17 protein-coding genes are annotated in these 18,087 nt (G+C 71.6%); 15 read left to right on the plus strand and 2 right to left on the minus strand.

Annotated elements, in window-relative coordinates; genetic code table 11:
* The first annotated feature begins 95 nt into the window (after positions 1-95).
* From pgsA to ABEA93_RS24320, 7 genes are all read left to right on the plus strand, one after another.
* The gene (pgsA, locus tag ABEA93_RS24290) at positions 96-749 is read left to right on the plus strand and encodes a phosphatidylinositol phosphate synthase (RefSeq protein WP_345677853.1); all 654 of its coding nucleotides are present in this window, start codon (positions 96-98) and stop codon (positions 747-749) included.
* A complete protein-coding gene (locus ABEA93_RS24295; RefSeq protein WP_345677854.1) occupies positions 746-1,669 on the plus strand; it encodes a phosphatidylinositol mannoside acyltransferase in 924 nt (307 codons plus the stop codon). Before pgsA ends, ABEA93_RS24295 begins: the two co-directional genes overlap by 4 nt.
* Positions 1,666-2,838 (plus strand): glycosyltransferase family 4 protein, encoded by a 1,173-nt coding sequence (locus tag ABEA93_RS24300; protein ID WP_345677855.1) that lies wholly within the window; start codon positions 1,666-1,668, stop codon positions 2,836-2,838. Before ABEA93_RS24295 ends, ABEA93_RS24300 begins: the two co-directional genes overlap by 4 nt.
* 3 nt (positions 2,839-2,841) lie before the next feature.
* Positions 2,842-3,387, plus strand: a complete 546-nt coding sequence (locus tag ABEA93_RS24305; protein WP_345677856.1) for a hypothetical protein — start codon at positions 2,842-2,844, stop codon at positions 3,385-3,387.
* Between the two features lie 112 nt (positions 3,388-3,499).
* Complete coding sequence (gene pdxS / locus ABEA93_RS24310) at positions 3,500-4,423, plus strand: pyridoxal 5'-phosphate synthase lyase subunit PdxS (RefSeq protein ID WP_345677857.1); 924 nt, start codon at positions 3,500-3,502, stop codon at positions 4,421-4,423.
* 110 nt (positions 4,424-4,533) lie between these two features.
* Positions 4,534-5,139 (plus strand): pyridoxal 5'-phosphate synthase glutaminase subunit PdxT, encoded by a 606-nt coding sequence (gene pdxT / locus ABEA93_RS24315; RefSeq protein ID WP_345677858.1) that lies wholly within the window; start codon positions 4,534-4,536, stop codon positions 5,137-5,139.
* Between the two features lie 78 nt (positions 5,140-5,217).
* On the plus strand, positions 5,218-5,970 hold the full coding sequence (locus ABEA93_RS24320; RefSeq protein WP_345677859.1) for a YebC/PmpR family DNA-binding transcriptional regulator: 753 nt from the start codon (positions 5,218-5,220) through the stop codon (positions 5,968-5,970).
* Positions 5,971-6,009: 39 nt separating this feature from the next.
* Here the strand turns inward: ABEA93_RS24320 and ABEA93_RS24325 are convergent, their stop codons facing one another.
* Both ABEA93_RS24325 and ABEA93_RS24330 read right to left on the minus strand, forming a co-directional pair.
* Positions 6,010-7,278, minus strand: coding sequence for a mannosyltransferase family protein (locus ABEA93_RS24325; protein ID WP_345677860.1), 1,269 nt, complete (start codon positions 7,276-7,278; stop codon positions 6,010-6,012).
* Between the two features lie 166 nt (positions 7,279-7,444).
* Positions 7,445-7,891, minus strand: a complete 447-nt coding sequence (locus ABEA93_RS24330) for a group III truncated hemoglobin (protein WP_345677861.1) — start codon at positions 7,889-7,891, stop codon at positions 7,445-7,447.
* A 179-nt stretch (positions 7,892-8,070) separates the two neighbouring features.
* Between ABEA93_RS24330 and ruvC the strand changes: the two genes are divergently transcribed.
* From ruvC to ABEA93_RS24370, 8 genes are all read left to right on the plus strand, one after another.
* Complete coding sequence (ruvC, locus tag ABEA93_RS24335) at positions 8,071-8,619, plus strand: crossover junction endodeoxyribonuclease RuvC (RefSeq protein WP_345677862.1); 549 nt, start codon at positions 8,071-8,073, stop codon at positions 8,617-8,619.
* A gap of 4 nt (positions 8,620-8,623) precedes the next feature.
* A complete protein-coding gene (gene ruvA / locus ABEA93_RS24340; protein ID WP_345677863.1) occupies positions 8,624-9,223 on the plus strand; it encodes a Holliday junction branch migration protein RuvA in 600 nt (199 codons plus the stop codon).
* Positions 9,224-9,434: 211 nt separating this feature from the next.
* Positions 9,435-10,538, plus strand: a complete 1,104-nt coding sequence (gene ruvB, locus ABEA93_RS24345) for a Holliday junction branch migration DNA helicase RuvB (RefSeq protein ID WP_345677864.1) — start codon at positions 9,435-9,437, stop codon at positions 10,536-10,538.
* 140 nt (positions 10,539-10,678) lie between these two features.
* Positions 10,679-11,110, plus strand: a complete 432-nt coding sequence (gene yajC / locus ABEA93_RS24350; RefSeq protein WP_345677865.1) for a preprotein translocase subunit YajC — start codon at positions 10,679-10,681, stop codon at positions 11,108-11,110.
* A 177-nt stretch (positions 11,111-11,287) separates the two neighbouring features.
* Positions 11,288-13,183, plus strand: coding sequence for a protein translocase subunit SecD (gene secD, locus ABEA93_RS24355; RefSeq protein ID WP_345677866.1), 1,896 nt, complete (start codon positions 11,288-11,290; stop codon positions 13,181-13,183).
* Positions 13,183-14,367 carry a protein translocase subunit SecF gene (gene secF / locus ABEA93_RS24360; protein ID WP_345677867.1) on the plus strand — a complete coding sequence of 395 codons (1,185 nt, stop codon included), beginning with the start codon at positions 13,183-13,185 and terminating at the stop codon, positions 14,365-14,367. Before secD ends, secF begins: the two co-directional genes overlap by 1 nt.
* A gap of 137 nt (positions 14,368-14,504) precedes the next feature.
* Positions 14,505-15,041, plus strand: a complete 537-nt coding sequence (locus ABEA93_RS24365) for an adenine phosphoribosyltransferase (protein ID WP_425585069.1) — start codon at positions 14,505-14,507, stop codon at positions 15,039-15,041.
* Positions 15,042-15,445: 404 nt separating this feature from the next.
* Positions 15,446-18,061 (plus strand): RelA/SpoT family protein, encoded by a 2,616-nt coding sequence (locus ABEA93_RS24370; protein WP_425585070.1) that lies wholly within the window; start codon positions 15,446-15,448, stop codon positions 18,059-18,061.
* Positions 18,062-18,087 lie beyond the last annotated feature (26 nt).

Raw genomic sequence — 18,087 nt, forward strand, 5'->3', positions numbered from 1 at the left:
ACGATGGCGTGACCGGGCGGTCGCGGTGTGGGGTCCCGAGGGGGAGACCCCGGGAGAATCGCGGCCGCGGTCCCCAGCGATCCTTCGGGAAGGCGATGCTCAACAAATACGCACGCGCTTTCTTCACCAGCGTGCTCACACCGTTCGCGAGCTTTCTCGTCCGCAAGGGGGTCAGTCCCGACACGGTCACCCTCATCGGGACGCTCGGCGTGGTCGCGGGAGCCATCGCGTTCTTCCCGTTCGGATGGTTTTTCGTCGGAACGCTCGTGATCACCGCGTTCATCTTCTCCGACCTGGTGGACGGCAACATGGCCCGCCAGCTCGGCCGCTCCACCAAGTGGGGCGCGTTCCTCGACTCCACCCTCGACCGGGTCGCCGACGCGGCGATCTTCGGTGCGCTGGCGGTGTGGTTCGCGGGCGACGGCGACAACTTGCGCCTGACCGTGCTGTGCGTGTTCTGCCTCGCGTCCGGCCAGGTCGTGTCCTACACGAAGGCGCGCGCCGAGAGCCTCGGCCTCAAGTGCGACGTGTCCGGACTCGTGGAACGCGCCGAACGCCTGGTCGGCGTACTTGTCGCCACCGGACTGGACGGACTCGGCGTGCCGTACATCCAGGAAGTGGCCTTGTGGGCCATCGCAGTCGGTAGCTTCGTCACCGTGTTCCAGCGCATGATCGCGGTGCGCAAGGAAGCCGACGGCCTGACCATGGGCCGTCCCGAGCCGGCCCCGGAAGGCGGTGGAACGGCGTGAAGCAGCGCCTGGTCGACGCGGGGTTCGGCCTGGGCTGGGCGATGGTCAAGCGGCTGCCGGAACCGGTCGCCCGAGGCGCCTTCACCGCCGCCGCCGACTTCGTGTGGTGGCGCCACGGCGGCGGGGTCCGCCAACTCGAAGCGAACCTGCGGAGGGTGCTGCCGGACGCGGACGACGCGGCGATCCGGCGGGTGTCCCGGCAGGGCATGCGCTCGTACCTGCGGTACTTCCAAGAGGCCTTCCGGCTGCCGGTGTGGAAGCGCGACGCCATCGTGGACGGCATGTCGATCGCGCACTACGACCGGCTGGAGAAGGCCTCCGCGCTCGGCAAAGGCGTCATCTTCGCGCTGCCGCACATGGGCAACTGGGACCTCGCCGGAGCGTCCATCACCGTGCGCGGCTACCCCTTCACCACGGTCGCCGAGCGGCTCAAGCCCGAGTCGCTGTACGAGCGGTTCCTCGAATACCGCCAGTCGCTCGGCATGGAAGTCCTGCCACTGACCGGCGGCGACGGCAACACCTTCGGCACCCTCGCCCGCCGCCTGCGGCAAGGCCGCCTGATCTGCCTGCTCGCCGACCGCGACCTGACCCGCAGCGGCATCCCCGTCGACTTCTTCGGCGAAGAGACCCGCATGCCCGCCGGGCCCGCCGCCCTGTCGCTGCAGACCGGCGCCGCGCTCATCCCGGTCACCCTCGCGTACCGCAAGAAGTCCGGCATCCACGCGACACTGCACCCGGTGGTGGAGATCCCCGCCGACGGCGACCGCAAGGCCAAGATCGCCGCGATGACGCAAGGCGTCGCCGACGCGTTCGCCGACGGGATCCGCGGCAACCCCGAGGACTGGCACATGCTCCAGCGGCTGTGGCTGTCCGACCTCGACGCCGCCCGCCGCGCCCGCATCGAAGGCGGCGCCGCGTGAGGATCGGCATCGTCTGCCCCTACTCGTGGGACGTCCCCGGCGGTGTCCAGTACCACGTCCGCGACCTCGCGAACTGGCTCATCGACCGCGGCCACGACGTGTCCGTGCTCGCCCCCGCCGACGACGACACCCCGCTGCCGCCGTACGTGGTCAGCGCCGGCCGCGCCGTCCCCATCCGCTACAACGGCTCCGTCGCCCGCCTCAACTTCGGCTTCCTGTCCGCGGCCCGGGTCCGCCGCTGGATCCACGACGGCGAGTTCGACGTCCTGCACATCCACGAGCCCGCCACCCCCAGCCTGTCGCTGCTCGCCTGCTGGTCGGCGTCCGGGCCGGTCGTCGCGACCTTCCACACGTCGAACCCCCGCTCGCGCGCGATGATCGCCGCGTACCCGATCCTGCAGACCGCGCTGGAGAAGATCAGCGCCCGGATCGCGGTCAGCGAGTACGCCCGCCGCACCCTCGTCGAACACCTCGGCGGCGACGCCGTCGTCATCCCCAACGGCGTCGACGTCGGGTTCTTCGCCGACGCCGAACCCCTTCCGGACTGGCAGGGCACCCCCGAGGCGCCCACGCTCGGCTTCATCGGCCGCATCGACGAGCCCCGCAAAGGCCTGCCCGTCCTCCTCGAAGCCTTCCCGCGCATCGCCGCCGCCTTCCCCGGCGTCCGCCTCCTGGTCGCCGGACGCGGCGACGCCGAGGAAGCCGCCGAAGGACTCCCCGCCGACGTCCGCGGCCAAGTCGAATTCCTCGGCATGGTCAGCGACCACGACAAGGCCCGGCTGCTGCGCAGCGTCGACGTGTACGCCGCCCCCAACACCGGCGGCGAGAGCTTCGGCATCATCCTCGTCGAGGCCATGTCCGCCGGGGCGCCCGTGCTCGCCGCCGACCTCGACGCCTTCCGCCAGGTCCTGGACGGCGGCCGGGCCGGCGAACTGTTCCCCGTCGAGGACGCCGGAGCCCTCGCCGACGCCGCCATCGCGCTGCTGCGCGACCCGGAGAGCCGCGCCCGGCTCCGCGAGATCGGCACCCGCCACGTGCGCCGCTACGACTGGGCCACCGTCGGCGCGGACATCCTCGGCGTCTACGAGACCGTCACCGACGGCGCCGCCGGCTACGCCCCGCCGGCCGCCGAACGCGGCCCCGCCCGAACCGTGCCGCCCGCGGAGTAGCCCATGATGACCATCGTCTGGATCGTCATCGCCGTCGTGGCGATCGGCGTCTACCTCAGCTGGACCGCCGGACGCCTCGACCGGCTGCACGCCCGCGTCGACTCCACCCGCGCCGCCCTCGACGCCCAGCTCGTCCGGCGCGCCTCGATCGCCCTGGAAGTCGCCACGTCCGGCCTGCTCGACCCGGCCAGCTCGCTCGTCCTCGCCGGCGCCGCACACGATGCCCGCGGCGCCGTCGAGGAGGACCGCGAGATGGCCGAGAGCGAACTCACCCGGGCCCTCCGCCTCGTGTTCGAAGACCCCGGCCAGGTCGAGGACTTGCGCGGCCGGCTGGGCGGCGAGGAACTCGTCGGGGAACTCCGCACCGCCGTCCGCCGGGTGCCCATGGCGCGGCGCTTCCACAACGACGCGGTCCGGGCGGCCCGCGCCGTCCGCCGCCACCGCCTGGTGCGCTACCTGCGCCTCGCCGGCCACGCGCCCTACCCGGTGACCTTCGAGATGGACGACGAGGAACCGCCCGCGCTGCTGCCCGGCGGCCCGGTCGCCTGAGGGGACCGGGCGAAGTGGTCCGGTTTTTCGCCCCTCGATTGGTGCGGAATGCCGGTACATGTCACCCGTACGATGGACAAGTACCCTCGTTTCCCGTCGTGTGAGGTCTCACGTGTCCAGCACCCCTGCAAACCCCGAGTCGAACGGCACCGCCCCCCAGACCGGCACCGACCTGGTCAAGCGCGGCATGGCCGAGCAGCTCAAGGGCGGTGTGATCATGGACGTGGTCACGCCGGAGCAGGCCAAGATCGCCGAGGACGCGGGCGCCGTCGCCGTCATGGCCCTCGAGCGCGTCCCCGCCGACATCCGCCGGGACGGCGGCGTCTCGCGCATGTCCGACCCCGACATGATCGACGGCATCATCGAGGCCGTCTCGATCCCGGTCATGGCCAAGGCCCGCATCGGCCACTTCGTCGAGGCCCAGGTCCTCCAGGCCCTCGGTGTCGACTACATCGACGAGTCCGAGGTCCTCACCCCGGCCGACGAGGCCAACCACATCAACAAGTGGAAGTTCACCACCCCCTTCGTGTGCGGTGCCACCAACCTGGGCGAGGCGCTGCGCCGTATCGCCGAGGGCGCGGCCATGATCCGCTCGAAGGGCGAGGCCGGCACCGGCAACGTCGTCGAGGCGACCCGCCACATGCGCACCATCTCCGGCGACATCAAGAAGCTCGGCGCGATGGACGAGGACGAGCTGTTCGTCGCGGCCAAGAACCTCCAGGCCCCGTACGCGCTGGTCAAGGAGGTCGCCGCGCTCGGCAAGCTGCCCGTCGTCATGTTCACCGCGGGCGGCATCGCCACCCCGGCCGACGCCGCGATGATGATGCAGCTCGGCGCCGAGGGCGTCTTCGTCGGCTCCGGCATCTTCAAGTCCGGCGACCCGGCCAAGCGCGCCAAGGCCATCGTCGACGCCACCCTGCACTTCGACGACCCGGCGATCGTCGCCAAGGTCTCCCGCGGCCTGGGCGAGGCCATGGTCGGCATCAACATCGACACGCTGCCGGAGACCGAGCGCTACGCCGGCCGCGGCTGGTAACCACCCGCCAGGCAGCACCGCAGTACGCGCAGTTCCCGCAGGACCCCCCGGGCCCGGCCGCCGCACGGCTGCCGGGCCCGGCCCCGTGCCACCACCGAAAAGGTCTTCACGTGTCCTCACCCACCATCGGCGTCCTCGCCCTGCAAGGCGACGTCCGCGAGCACGCCGTCGCGCTCGCCGAGGCCGGCGCCCTGGCCCGCCCGGTGCGCCGCCCCGAGGAGATCGCCGACCTCGACGCCCTGGTCATCCCCGGCGGCGAGTCCACCACGATGTCGAAACTCGCCGTCTCCTTCGGCCTGTTCGGCCCGCTGCGCGAACGCGTCGCGGCCGGCATGCCGGTGTACGGGTCGTGCGCGGGCATGATCATGCTCGCCGACAAGATCCTCGACGGCCGCGACGACCAGGAGACGGTCGGCGGCATCGACATGACGGTGCGCCGCAACGCGTTCGGCCGCCAGAACCAGTCGTTCGAGGCGGACATCGCGTTCACTCCTTCGCCTGACCGTCCGCTGCACGGCGTGTTCATCCGCGCCCCCTGGGTCGAGTCCGTCGGCGCCGGCGTCGAGGTGCTCGCCACCCTGGAATCCGCACCCCACGAGGGCCGCGTCGTGGCCGTCCGGCAGGGCAACCTGGTCGCCACGTCCTTCCACCCCGAGCTGACCGGCGACGGCCGCGTCCACGAGTACTTCGTGGACCTGGTCCGCGACGCGGTGTGACGCACCGGGCTCGGTAGGATCTTTGCCGTGGCCTCCGGGCCGCGCGCATCAGTAGGTGACCCGAAGGAGTAGAGGCGGATGTCCGGCCACTCAAAGTGGGCGACCACCAAGCACAAAAAGGCCGTCATCGACGCCAAGCGCGGAAAGCTCTTCGCCAAGCTCATCAAGAACATCGAGGTGGCGGCGCGGACCGGCGGCGGTGACATCTCGGGCAACCCGACGCTGTACGACGCCATCCAGAAGGCGAAGAAAAGCTCGGTCCCCAACGACAACATCGACCGCGCGGTCAAGCGCGGCTCCGGAGCCGAGGCCGGCGGCGCGGACTACCAGAACATCACGTACGAGGGCTACGGCCCGAGCGGCGTCGCGGTGCTCATCGAGTGCCTCACCGACAACCGCAACCGCGCCGCGTCCGACGTGCGCGTGGCGATGACCCGCAACGGCGGCTCGATGGCCGACCCGGGTTCCGTGTCGTACATGTTCACCCGCAAGGGCGTCGTGATCGTCCCGAAGAACGACCTCAGCGAGGACGACGTCCTCGGCGCCGTGCTCGACGCGGGCGCCGAAGAGGTCAACGACCTCGGCGAGGCGTTCGAGGTGGTCAGCGAGGCCGGCGACCTCATCCCGGTGCGCACCGCGCTCCAGGAGGCGGGCATCGACTACGACTCGGCCGAGGCCAACTTCCTGCCGAGCGTCACCGTCGAACTCGACGAGGACGGCGCCCGCAAGATCTTCCGCCTCATCGAGGCCCTCGAAGACTCCGACGACGTGCAGAACGTCTACGCGAACTTCGACGTGTCCGACGAGGTCATGGAGAAGATCGACGCCTGAGCGAGCGGTCGGACCCGTAGTCCCGCATTCCCCGCGGGGCTACGGGTTCGTGTTGACGACGTAGACCAGGTAGCCGACGTACCAGCCGGAGAACGCCGCGCCCGCGACCACCACCGACGCGGCCACCGCACGCGGCCACTTCGCCATCAGCACCGCCAGCGGCAGCACGATCGTGAACGCCGGCAGCATGAACCGCGGCTTCGACTGGAAGAACCACCCGTTGCTCGTGGTCAGCGCCAGGACCATCACCAGCCCGCCGTACACGTGCACCGGCAGCGGCACCCGGCGGTCCCGGAACGACCAGATCATCAGCGCCACCGACAGGATGATCACGAACGTGGTCACCACATAGATCGGCTTGCCCAGATGGGTGAGGTACTTGTTCATCATCTGGACGGTGCTCACGCCGAAGTCGAAGCGCAGGTTGAACGCCTTGTCCTGGATCCACATCCAGGCGTCCCAGCGCCGGCCGATCACGGCCACCCAGAACAGGAACCCGAGCACGCCCAACGGCGCCAGCAGCGTCGCCACCACCGGACGCCGGGCCTCCGGAGCGAGCAGCCCGACCCGGGTGCCGTCCTCGCGCTTCGCCAGCACCACCTGAAGCGCGGCGATGCCCAGCGCGGCGACCAGCGCCACCGCGGTATTGCGGGTCAACCCGGCCAGAATGCACAGCACCGTCGCCGCGGTCCACTGCCGCCGCACGATCGCCAGCAGGCCCCACGAGGCGAACGCCATGAACAGCGCCTCGGAGTACACCATCGTCAGCACCATCGCGCCGGGCGCCACACCCCACAGCACCGCGAACAGCGTCGCCGTGCGGTGGCTCTTGGTCAGCTCCCGGCCCAGCGCGTACACGCCCCACGCGGCCACCGCGCCCGACGCGAACGTGACCACCATCCCGGCGTTCAGGCTGCCGAGCCCGGTCACCGACGACACCACCCGCACGAGGTACGGGTAGCCGGGGAAGAACTCGACGTTGACCCAGTACGGCTTGCCCGCGGGGGAGACCGGCAGCTTGTCGACGTAGCCGTAGTCGGCGATGTCGCGGAACCACTTGCCGTCCCACGAGCCCACCATCGACCAGAACGGCTTGTGCGCGGCGTGCGCCATCAGCGCCAGCACCACCAGGTTCACCACGCGCGCGGCGAGGTACCCGGAGATCGCCGGCAGCGCGGGGCGCAGCGCGGTCACGAAGCTCCCGCGCGCGGCCGCCGCCCGCGCCCGCAGCCGGGCCGCGCGGTCCGCGGGCACCGGGCCGCCGGAATCCGGGCGCTCGGGAGCGACCGGGGTAGACGGTGACGCCATATGTGGGTCCTTCTGGGTGCTCATCGGTGCTCGGCGGTGCCCCGCGGCGACGGCGCGGGGCCCGGAGCGGCCCGCTCGGTGCGTTCCCGGTGCTCGCCCGGCGGCCGCTCGGCTGACCGGCCGAGCACAGCTTAACTGCGCGTGCCCGCCGGGCCCCGCGACACGGTCACTCTGCGTGGCCCGACAGCGGCAGCATGCGGCGGCCCTCAGGAGCGGCCGTCCACGCCGGGGCTCGCACGTCCAGCCGCTTGCGCATCGCCGCGGCCACCCGCCCCGCCTGCACGACCGCGCGCGTCGCCGCCGGACCGGCGAAACGGTTCTCGACGGCCGCGGTCCACAGCGCGAGCCACGTGTCGAAGTGCTCCGCGGTCAACGGGTGGACGGCGTGCAGCGCACGGTGCGGCGCCAGCGCGTTGCCCTGGTAGGTGCCGCGCTTGAGCAGCGCGACCTCCCAGAAGTCCGCCAGCCGCGGCAGATGCGCGGCCAAGTCCATGCGCGCCACGTCCACGAAGACGGGGCCGAGCAGCGGATCGGCGAAGGCGGCCGCGTAGAAGTCCTCGAGCAGCACGACGATGTCGGAGCGGGTGGCGATGTCCCGGCGTTCCTGACCCATGGCTTCCGAGTCTACGGACGGCGGCCCGCGCCACAGGCCGGGTGGCGCGGGGAGTGGCGCGGCTCACGGGGGAGCGCGCGCGGCGCGTCGGGCGGTGCGGGTCATTCCGGTCCGCTAAGGTCATGCCGCAGGCGAACAAATGTTCGCATGCGTGTTCGTACCGAGCCAAGGGGGCCCTCATGCGCGTCTTCGGAGTCGACCCCGGGCTGACCCGCTGCGGGCTCGGCGTCGTCGACGGCGGGGTCGGCAAACCGCTGCGCATGGTCGAAGCCGGGGTCGTCCGCACCCCCGCCGACGCCCCCATCGACGCCCGTCTCCTCGCCGTCGAACAAGGCATCGAGGAATGGCTCGACCGGCACCGACCGGACTGCGTCGCCGTCGAACGCGTCTTCGCCCAGCACAACGTCCGCACCGTCATGGGCACCGCGCAAGCCTCCGCGGTCGCCATCGTGTGCGCCGCCCGCCGCGGACTCCCCGTCACCCTGCACACCCCCAGCGAAGTCAAAGCCGCCGTCACCGGCAGCGGCCGCGCCGAGAAAGCCCAGATCGGCGCCATGGTCGCGCGCATCCTGCGGCTCGACGCACCCCCCAAACCCGCCGACGCGGCCGACGCCGTCGCGCTCGCCATCTGCCACATCTGGCGCGGCGGCGCCTCCGGACGCCTCGCCGCGGCCGTCGCCGCCGCCCGCACGCCGACCCCGCGCCTGCCGCGCGGTACGCGAGGATGACCCCGTGATTGCCTTCGTCAGCGGCACCGTCGCCGCCCTCGCCCCCGAACTCGCCGTCGTCGAGGTCGGCGGCGTCGGCATGGCCGTCCTGTGCACCCCCGGCACGCTCGCCGCCCTCCGGGTCGGCGAACCCGCCCGCCTCGCCACCAGCCTCGTCGTCCGCGAAGACTCGCTCACCCTCTACGGCTTCGCCGACGACGACGAGCGCACCGTCTTCGAACTCCTGCAGACCGCCAGCGGCGTCGGCCCCCGCCTCGCCCAGGCCATGCTCGCCGTGCACAGCCCCGACGCGCTGCGCGCCGCGGTCGCCGGCGGCGACGAGAAAGCCCTCACCGCCGTCCCCGGCATCGGCAAAAAGGGCGCCCAGAAACTCCTCATCGAACTCAAGGACCGGCTCGGCGCCCCCACCGGCACCGCCCGCGTCGGCGCCCCCGTCTCCGCCTCCTGGCGCGACCAGCTGCACGCCGCCCTCGTCGGCCTCGGCTACGCCGCCCGCGAAGCCGACGACGCCGTCGCCGCGGTCGCCCCCGAAGCCGAAGCCGCCGCCACCCCCGATGTCGGCCTGCTCCTGCGCTCCGCACTGCGCACCCTCAACCGCCGGTGAGCCCAGGTTGACCCAGGCGACCCAGGCGACCCAGGCGACCCAGGCGACTCAGGCCCCGAGTGCGCCCCCGCGCCCGGCCGTTTCCGCATGTCGGCCGGGTGCGGAAGGATGACCCGCGGGCGCCGCGGCCGCCGGGACGACCGCACACGCCGCGGCGGGCCGCCTGCCGACACGACCGCCGCCGACACGACCGCGCAAAGGGCGACTACGGATGACGCACGACGGTGACCGCCTGGTCACAGCCGAGGCCGACGGGGACGACCAGGCCGTCGAAGCCGCCCTGCGCCCGCGCAGCCTGGACGAGTTCATCGGCCAGGAACGCGTCCGCGAGCAGCTCTCCCTCGTCCTGCACGCGGCCCGCGCCCGCGGCGGCACCCCCGACCACGTCCTGCTGTCCGGCCCGCCCGGACTCGGCAAGACCACCCTGTCGATGATCATCGCCGCCGAGATGGGCGTCCCGATCCGCATCACCTCGGGCCCCGCCATCCAGCACGCCGGCGACCTCGCGGCGATCCTGTCCTCGCTGTCCGAAGGCGAAGTCCTCTTCCTCGACGAGATCCACCGCATGTCGCGGCCCGCCGAGGAAATGCTCTACATGGCCATGGAGGACTTCCGCGTCGACATCATCGTCGGCAAAGGCCCCGGCGCCACCGCCATCCCCCTCGAACTCCCGCCGTTCACCCTGGTCGGCGCCACCACGCGGGCCGGCCTGCTGCCGCCCCCGCTCCGGGACCGCTTCGGCTTCACCGGCCACATGGACTTCTACGGCCCCGCCGAACTCGAACGGGTGATTCACCGCTCCGCCCGCCTCCTCGACGTGCCCGTCGACGACGACGGCGCCCTCGAAATCGCCGGCCGGTCCCGCGGCACGCCCCGCATCGCCAACCGCCTGCTGCGCCGGGTCCGCGACTACGCGCAGGTCCGCGCGGACGGCCGGGTCAGCCGGGAGATCGCCTCGCTCGCGCTGGACGTGTACGAGGTCGACGCCTCCGGCCTGGACCGGCTCGACCGCTCCGTGCTGCACGCTCTGGTTACCCTGTTCGGCGGGGGACCGGTCGGACTGTCGACGCTCGCGGTCGCGGTCGGCGAGGAGACCGAGACCGTCGAGGAAGTCGCCGAGCCGTTCCTGGTGCGCAGCGGCCTGCTCGCCCGCACGCCCCGCGGCCGGGTCGCCACCGCGGCGGCCTGGAAGCACCTGGGGCTCGTACCCCCGCAGAACGCCGCAAGCGGCCAGTCGGGGCGTACCGGACAGCCGGGACTCTTCGGTATCGGGCCGGAACACGGCGGGAACCCGGCCCCCTCGGCGAACGAGTGACGTCGGGGAACGCATACGCGGCGCGATCGTTGTTCCTTGTGTATCCGTCCGTCTAGACTCCGCCGAGGCCACACGTCGGCCTTGATCGCACGTCATGATCCGAGCCGCCGCGCGGCACCGGAAAGGAACCGTTTCCCGCCGTGAACATCGTCAGCCTTCTGCCACTTCTGCTCATCTTCGTCGTGGTCTATCTGTTCATGATCAAGCCCGCGAAGAAGCGTCAGCAGGAGGCGGCCCAGACGCAGCAGTCGCTGCGCCCGGGATCCGAGGTCCGCACGATCGCCGGTCTCTTCGCGACCGTCACCGAGGTCGAGGACGACACGGTGGTCCTGGAGATCGCGCCGGACGTGCACTGCCGCTACCTCAAGAGCGCCATCGCCGCCGTGCTGACCACCGGCGACGACGCCGAGGACGAGCACGAGGACGAGCACGACGGAGACCACGACGGGGCCTCCGCGGACGCCGGCGACCACGCCGCGGCGTCCGACGACCACGGGGACAGCGTCGACCTGGACAAGAAGCCGGAGAACGGCTCGGCGAACGGCGACCGCGGCGAACAGCCCAGCAAGTAGTAGGGCCGGTTCACCGACAGTGGCCTCCCGTACGCGGGAGGTGGGCGGCGGCCCGCGCGGCCGCCGTCGGCAATACAGTCATGTCCAGGCCACGGATGCACCCGGGCACAGACTCGGGAGCTGTGCCGAGATCCGGCGACCGACGCCGGCACGGCACCAACAGGGAGATGGGCGAAGGTGGCAGCACCGAAATCAAGCACGCGAGGGCACCCCGGCCGGGCGTTGGCCCTCATCGCGGCGATCATCGTGGCCCTCTACGGGCTGATGTTCGCAACCGGTGACACCACGCCGCGGCTCGGCATCGACCTCGCGGGCGGCACCAGCGTGACGCTCCAGGCGAAGCCCGACCAGGGCTCCGGCAAGAACGCGGTCAACGCCGACAGCATGAACACCGCGGTCCAGATCATCCGGGACCGCGTCAATGCGTTCGGCGTGTCCGAGGCCGAGGTGCAGACCCAGGGCAGCGACCACATCGTCATCAACATCCCCAAGGGGAAGGGCGAGAAGGAAGCCGCCGCGCAGGTCGGCCAGACCGCCAAGCTCTACTTCCGGCCGGTGCTCGCCGCCGAGCGACTCCCGGTCACCCCCCAGCAGGCCACCGCGTCGCCGAGCCCCAACGCGTCGCAGAGCCCGAGCGGCTCCCCGAGCCCGTCGGGCAGCCCGGCCGGGAACCAGCCGCAGGGCCAGGCCACGTCCGCGCCGCCGTCCGGCGGCGCCACGCCGACGGCCACCGGTTCGGCCAAGGCCACCGCGACGTCGTCGACGACCGCGAAGCCGCAGAGCCGGGTCATCCCGAACCTCAAGGACGAGACCCCGGCCCCGAACCCGTCCGGCGGGGCGACCACGCCGGCGCCGTTCGACATGACGTCGCCGGGCGGCGCCGCGACCGACCCGACGCAGCAGCAGCAGCCCACCACGCAGGACCTCAGCGCCTTCGGGGTCACCCCCGAGCTGCAGGCCAAGTACGACGCGCTGGACTGCTCGAACCCGGCCAACCGCGGCATCGGCAACGTCACCGACCCGACCAAGGCGACGGTCGCGTGCGAGACCAAGCCGGAGGACGGCTCGATCGAGAAGTACATCCTCGGCCCGGCCGCCATCGACGGCACCGACGTGAAGTCCTCGAACGCGCAGCTCCCGCCGCAGGGCCAGGCCGGCGGCTGGGAGGTCGCGCTCAAGTTCGACGGCTCCGGCACCAACAAGTTCACCGGGATCACCGGCGACCTGGCGGGCGGCAAGTACCCGACCAACCGCTTCGCGGTCGAGCTGGACGGCACCGTCGTCGTCGCGCCGAGCGTGCAGCAGGAGCTTCCGGGCGGCCAGGCCGTCATCACCGGCAGCTTCAGCCAGAAGGAAGCCAAGAACCTCGCGAACGTCCTCAAGTTCGGCGCCCTGCCGCTGTCCTTCGAGCAGAGCGAGGTCACCACGGTCTCCGCGGCGCTCGGCAGCGACCAGCTGCGCGGCGGCCTGATCGCCGGCGCCATCGGCATGTTCCTGGTGATGGTGTACTCGATCGCCTACTACCGCGGCCTCGGCGTGGTCAGCCTCGTCAGCCTGCTGGTCTCCGCGATCCTGACCTTCGGCGTGATGAGCGTCCTCGGCCGCGGCATCGGGTTCGCGCTGAACCTGCCCGCGGTCTGCGGCGCCATCGCGGCCATCGGCATCACCGCGGACTCGTTCATCGTCTACTTCGAACGCATCCGCGACGAAGTCCGCGAAGGCCGCTCGCTGCAGCCCGCGGTCTTCAAGGCCTGGCCGCGCGCCCGCCGCACCATCCTGGTGTCCGACTTCGTGTCGTTCCTCGCCGCCGCGGTCCTGTACTGGGTGTCCGTCGGCAAGGTCAAGGGCTTCGCGTTCACGCTCGGCCTCACCACGCTCCTCGACATCGTCGTGGTGTTCCTCTTCACCAAGCCGCTGATGGTGATCCTGGCGCGCCAGAAGTTCTTCGCGTCCGGCCACCCGTGGTCCGGTCTGGACCCGAAGCGGCTCGGCGCCAAGACGCCGAAGCTCGCGTACCGCGCGACCCGGCGCCCCCGCCCCCGCCCCGGCTCCGCCGAACCCAAGGAGGCCTGATGTCACGCCTCTCCAACCTGCGGAGCGTCGGCCACAAGCTGTACTCCGGCGAGATGGAGTACGACTTCGTCGGCCGGCAGAAGCGCTGGTACGCCGTGTCGGCGCTCATCCTCATCCTGGCCGTGGGCGGGCTCCTGGGCCGCGGCCTGTCCAAGGGCATCGAGTTCGAGGGCGGCGCGGTCTACACCGTGTCCAAGCCCGGCATCACCGTGTCCCAGGCGCACGAGGCGATCAACGAGTACACCGGCGACCACGAGCCGATCGTGCAGAAGGTCGGCGGCGACAAGGTCCGCATCCAGATCGCCAGCAAAGACACCGCCAAGTTCAACGACATCAAGAACGCGCTGAGCAACAAGCTCGGCGTCTCGCAGAACAACATCGAGAGCGAACTGGTCGGCCCCAGTTGGGGCAAGGAGATCTCCAACAAGGCCATGCAAGGCCTGGTCATCTTCATGATCCTGGTGGTGATCTACCTCACCGTCGCCTTCGAATGGCGAATGGCGCTGGCCGCGTTCGTCGCGCTGGTCCACGACATCGTCATCACCGTCGGCGTGTACGCGCTCGTCGGATTCGAGGTCACGCCCGGCACGGTCATCGGTCTGCTCACGATCCTCGGTTATTCGCTCTACGACACGGTCGTCGTGTTCGACACGGTGCGTGAGAACACCCGTTCGATCACCAAGCAGAACAAGATGACGTTCAGCGCGGCCGCCAACCGGGGCCTGAACCAGACCCTGGTCCGGTCGATCAACACCTCGGTCGTGGCCCTGCTGCCGGTCGGCTCGCTGCTGTTCGTCGGCGGCGGCCTGCTCGGCGCGGGCATGCTCAAGGACATCGCGCTGTCGCTGTTCGTCGGCCTCGCGGCCGGCGCCTTCTCGTCGATCTTCATCGCGACGCCGCTCTACGCGGACATGAAGGAGCGCACGCCCGAGATGCGCGCCCTCAAGAAGCGCGTCGAGCAGCACCAGGCCGCGCAGGCCAAGGCCGCCGCGAAGGCGGCCGCGGCCGGCGAGCCCGCCGCGGACACCGCAGCGGACCACGACGCGGACGACGAGGACGAGGACGACGACGGCGAGCCCGCCGGCGCGGGCTCCGGCACCCGCACCCCCGGACCCCGGCGCCAGCCGGTGTCCAACCGCAGCCGGGCGTCGCGCAACCGCCCCGGCGGCAAGCGCAAGCACTGACGCACCGCCGCGGCTCCGGCCGCGGCACGCAGCACCGGCGGCCGGCGTTCCGCGGGTTTTCCAGCCCGCGGGGCGTCGGCAGCCGCCGTTCCGCCCCGACCGGGGGTCCCGCCGGGATCCCGCAGGAGGAGACCTCCGTGGACCTGCACGACCTGCTGGTGAGCCGTATCCGGGACGTCCCCGACTGGCCCAAGGCCGGAGTCGTGTTCAAGGACATCTCGCCGCTGCTCGCCGACCACGACGCGTTCACCGCGCTCGTCGACGCGTTCGCGGGGCAGTGCGGCGAAGCCCGCGTCGACAAGGTCGCGGGCATCGAAGCGCGCGGCTTCATCCTGGCCGCGCCGGTCGCCTACCGGGCGGGCGCGGGCTTCGTGCCGGTCCGCAAGCAGGGCAAGCTGCCGCGTGCGACCTTCGCGGAGAGCTACGACCTCGAGTACGGGTCGGCGACCCTGGAGGTCCACCAGGACGCCTTCGCTCCCGGCGACCGCGTCCTGGTCATCGACGACGTGCTCGCCACCGGCGGGACCGTCGCCGCGACCGTCGAACTCGTGCGCCGCTCGGGCGCCGACGTGGTCGGCGTCTCGGTCCTCATGGAACTCGGGTTCCTCGGCGCGGCCGCCAAGCTCGCCGGCCGCTATCCGGATCTGCCGATCCGGTCGTTCCTCACCATCTGAGGCTCGGGCCCGGATCCGAGGGTCCCGCCCGGCCTCGGCCGGGCAGGCCGCTCCGCGCGGTCCCGGCCGCGCCCGGGGCGGAATCCGGCCGCCGCCGGACGCCGGGGCGACATCTCGCCCCGGGAGAGCGGCGGCAGACCCGGAAGGAGCGCCGCGGCGGCCCCGAAGCGCCGGCGCACCCCGGCCGGGCAGGCCGGGCAACCCTTCCGATCGACATTCCCCGCGCCGACCCGAACCCCCGCACGGCCGCTCTCGTTACGATGGAGGCCCCGGGAAATCCGTCGGCCGGACCGTCCGGAAATTTCCCCGGGGCTCGAAAGCGTTCACGCACGGACCGGCAGGGCCCGAAACCGGGGGACCGCCCTCCGGATGCCGTGATCACCGAATCGGCGGGAGGAGAGCCGTTGCCGGACGAGGTCGTGCCCGTGGCACCGACACCGGGCGGGTCCGCATCGGACCCCGACCCGGCCGCGTCGGAACGGGACCACCGGCAAACCCCCGACGACCCGGCGCCGGGGCGTACCGGCGCGCCGGACGCGCCGCCGCCCGCCCCCGCGGCCGACGAGCCCGCCCCGGACGCCGCAGCCGCGGCAGCCGCGGCGGAACGCACCGGCACCGACCCCGGCGCGGCCGCGGCCGGCCCCGCCAGCGCCGAATCCCGCGTCGCGAACAGCCGCCCCGCGGTCGTCCGCCGCGGCACGACGTCCGGCGACCGCGTGCGCAGCCTCCGCGGCGACACCGGCGGCCGCGTCCGCGCGCGCCTCGCCCGGCTGGGCGTGCAGCGCTCCAGCGTCTACAACCCGGTCCTGGAACCGCTGCTGCGGATCGTCCGCGCCAACGACCCCAAGGCCGACCTGCGCGAGATCGAACGCGCGTACACCACCGCGGAACGCTGGCACCGCGGGCAGCGCCGCAAGAGCGGCGACCCGTACATCACGCACCCGCTCGCCGTCGCCACGATCCTCGCCGAACTCGGCATGGACCCGCCGACCCTCATGGCCGGGCTCCTGCACGACACCGTCGAGGACACCGACTACGGCCTGGAGACCCTCCGCCGCGACTTCGGCGACACCGTCGCCATGCTCGTCGACGGCGTCACCAAGCTCGACAAGGTCAAGTTCGGCGAGGCCGCGCAGGCCGAGACCGTCCGCAAGATGGTCATCGCCATGGCCAAGGACCCGCGCGTCCTGGTCATCAAGCTCGCCGACCGCCTGCACAACATGCGCACCATGCGCTACCTCAAGCGCGAAAAGCAGGAGCGCAAGGCCCGCGAAACGCTCGAGATCTACGCCCCGCTCGCCCACCGCCTGGGCATGAACACCATCAAGTGGGAGCTGGAAGACCTCGCCTTCGCGATCCTCTACCCGAAGATGTACGACGAGATCGTGCGCCTGGTCGCCGAACGCGCCCCCAAGCGCGACGAATACCTCGCCGTGGTCATCGACCAGGTCCAGCAGGACCTGCGCGGCGCCCGCCTCAAGGCGACCGTCACCGGCCGCCCCAAGCACTACTACTCCGTCTACCAGAAGATGATCGTCCGCGGCCGGGACTTCGCGGAGATCTACGACCTGGTCGGCATCCGCGTCCTCGTCGACTCGGTCCGCGACTGCTACGCCGCCCTCGGCACCATCCACGCACGCTGGAACCCGGTGCCGGGACGGTTCAAGGACTACGTCGCGATGCCGAAGTTCAACATGTACCAGTCGCTCCACACGACGGTCATCGGCCCCGAAGGCAAGCCGGTCGAACTCCAGATCCGCACCTTCGACATGCACCGCCGTGCCGAGTACGGCATCGCCGCGCACTGGAAGTACAAGGCCGAAGCGGTCGGCGGGAACCGCGCCGTCACCGACGGGAAGGCGTCCAAGAAGGACAACGCCCAGGTCGGCGACATGGCGTGGCTGCGGCAACTCCTCGACTGGCAGCGGGAGACCGACGACCCGGGGGAGTTCCTCGAGTCGCTGCGGTTCGACCTGTCGTCGCAGGAAGTCTTCGTGTTCACGCCCAAGGGCGACGTCATCGCGCTGCCCGCCGGCTCCACGCCCGTCGACTTCGCCTACGCCGTCCACACCGACGTCGGCCACCGCACCATCGGCGCCCGCGTCAACGGCCGCCTCGTGCCGCTCGAATCCCGGCTCGACAACGGCGACTTGGTCGAGGTCTTCACCTCCAAGGCGGAGACCGCCGCGCCCAGCCGCGACTGGCTCGGCTTCGTCAAATCACCGCGCGCCCGCAACAAGATCCGCCAGTGGTTCTCCAAGGAGCGCCGCGAAGAGGCCATCGAGCACGGCAAGGAAGCCCTCACGCGCGCCATGCGCAAGCAGGGCCTGCCGCTCCAACGCCTCATGACCAGCGGCGACGCCCTGGTGACCCTCGCCCACGAACTCCGCTACCCGGACATCTCCTCGCTGTATGCCGCCATCGGCGAACAGCAGGTCTCCGCGCAGCACATCGTGCAGCGGCTCGTCGCCTCGCTCGGCGGCGAAGAAGGCGCGACCGAAGACCTCGCCGAAGTCACCACGCCCAGCGCCACCCGGCGGGCCCGCCGCTCCGGCGGCGACCCCGGCGTCATCGTCAAGGGCGTCGAGGACATCTGGGTCAAGCTGTCCCGCTGCTGCACGCCCGTGCCCGGCGACCCGATCATCGGGTTCGTCACCCGCGGCAGCGGCGTGTCCGTGCACCGCAAGGACTGCGGCAACGTCGAATCGCTCTCCCAGCAGTCGGAGCGCATCGTCGAGGTCGAATGGGCGCCCACCGCGTCGTCGGTGTTCCTCGTCGCCATAGAGGTCCAGGCCCTCGACCGGTCGCGGCTGCTGTCCGACATCACGCGCGTACTGTCCGACCAGCACGTCAACATCCTGTCCGCATCCGTCACCACCAGCCGGGACCGGGTCGCGCTCAGCCGCTTCACCTTCGAAATGGGCGACCCCAAGCACCTGGGACACGTCCTCAAGGCGGTCCGCGGCGTCGAAGGCGTCTTCGACGCCTACCGGGTGACCAGCGGACGCCAGCACGGCTGACCGGGCGTCCAGGGGCCGCTCCCGGC

Origin of the sequence: Yinghuangia aomiensis (assembly GCF_039542225.1) — a bacterium.
In the GTDB taxonomy this organism is placed as follows: domain Bacteria; phylum Actinomycetota; class Actinomycetes; order Streptomycetales; family Streptomycetaceae; genus Yinghuangia; species Yinghuangia aomiensis.

What these genes read in the sequence shown, in the direction of transcription:
- pgsA (WP_345677853.1), top strand. Translation starts at nt 96, where the DNA reads ATGCTCAACAAATACGCACGCGCTTTCTTCACCAGCGTGCTCACACCG.
- ABEA93_RS24305 (WP_345677856.1), top strand. Translation starts at nt 2,842, where the DNA reads ATGATGACCATCGTCTGGATCGTCATCGCCGTCGTGGCGATCGGCGTC.
- ABEA93_RS24320 (WP_345677859.1), top strand. Translation starts at nt 5,218, where the DNA reads ATGTCCGGCCACTCAAAGTGGGCGACCACCAAGCACAAAAAGGCCGTC.
- ABEA93_RS24325 (WP_345677860.1), bottom strand. Translation starts at nt 7,278, where the DNA reads ATGGCGTCACCGTCTACCCCGGTCGCTCCCGAGCGCCCGGATTCCGGC.
- ABEA93_RS24330 (WP_345677861.1), bottom strand. Translation starts at nt 7,891, where the DNA reads ATGGGTCAGGAACGCCGGGACATCGCCACCCGCTCCGACATCGTCGTG.
- ruvC (WP_345677862.1), top strand. Translation starts at nt 8,071, where the DNA reads ATGCGCGTCTTCGGAGTCGACCCCGGGCTGACCCGCTGCGGGCTCGGC.
- ruvB (WP_345677864.1), top strand. Translation starts at nt 9,435, where the DNA reads ATGACGCACGACGGTGACCGCCTGGTCACAGCCGAGGCCGACGGGGAC.
- secF (WP_345677867.1), top strand. Translation starts at nt 13,183, where the DNA reads ATGTCACGCCTCTCCAACCTGCGGAGCGTCGGCCACAAGCTGTACTCC.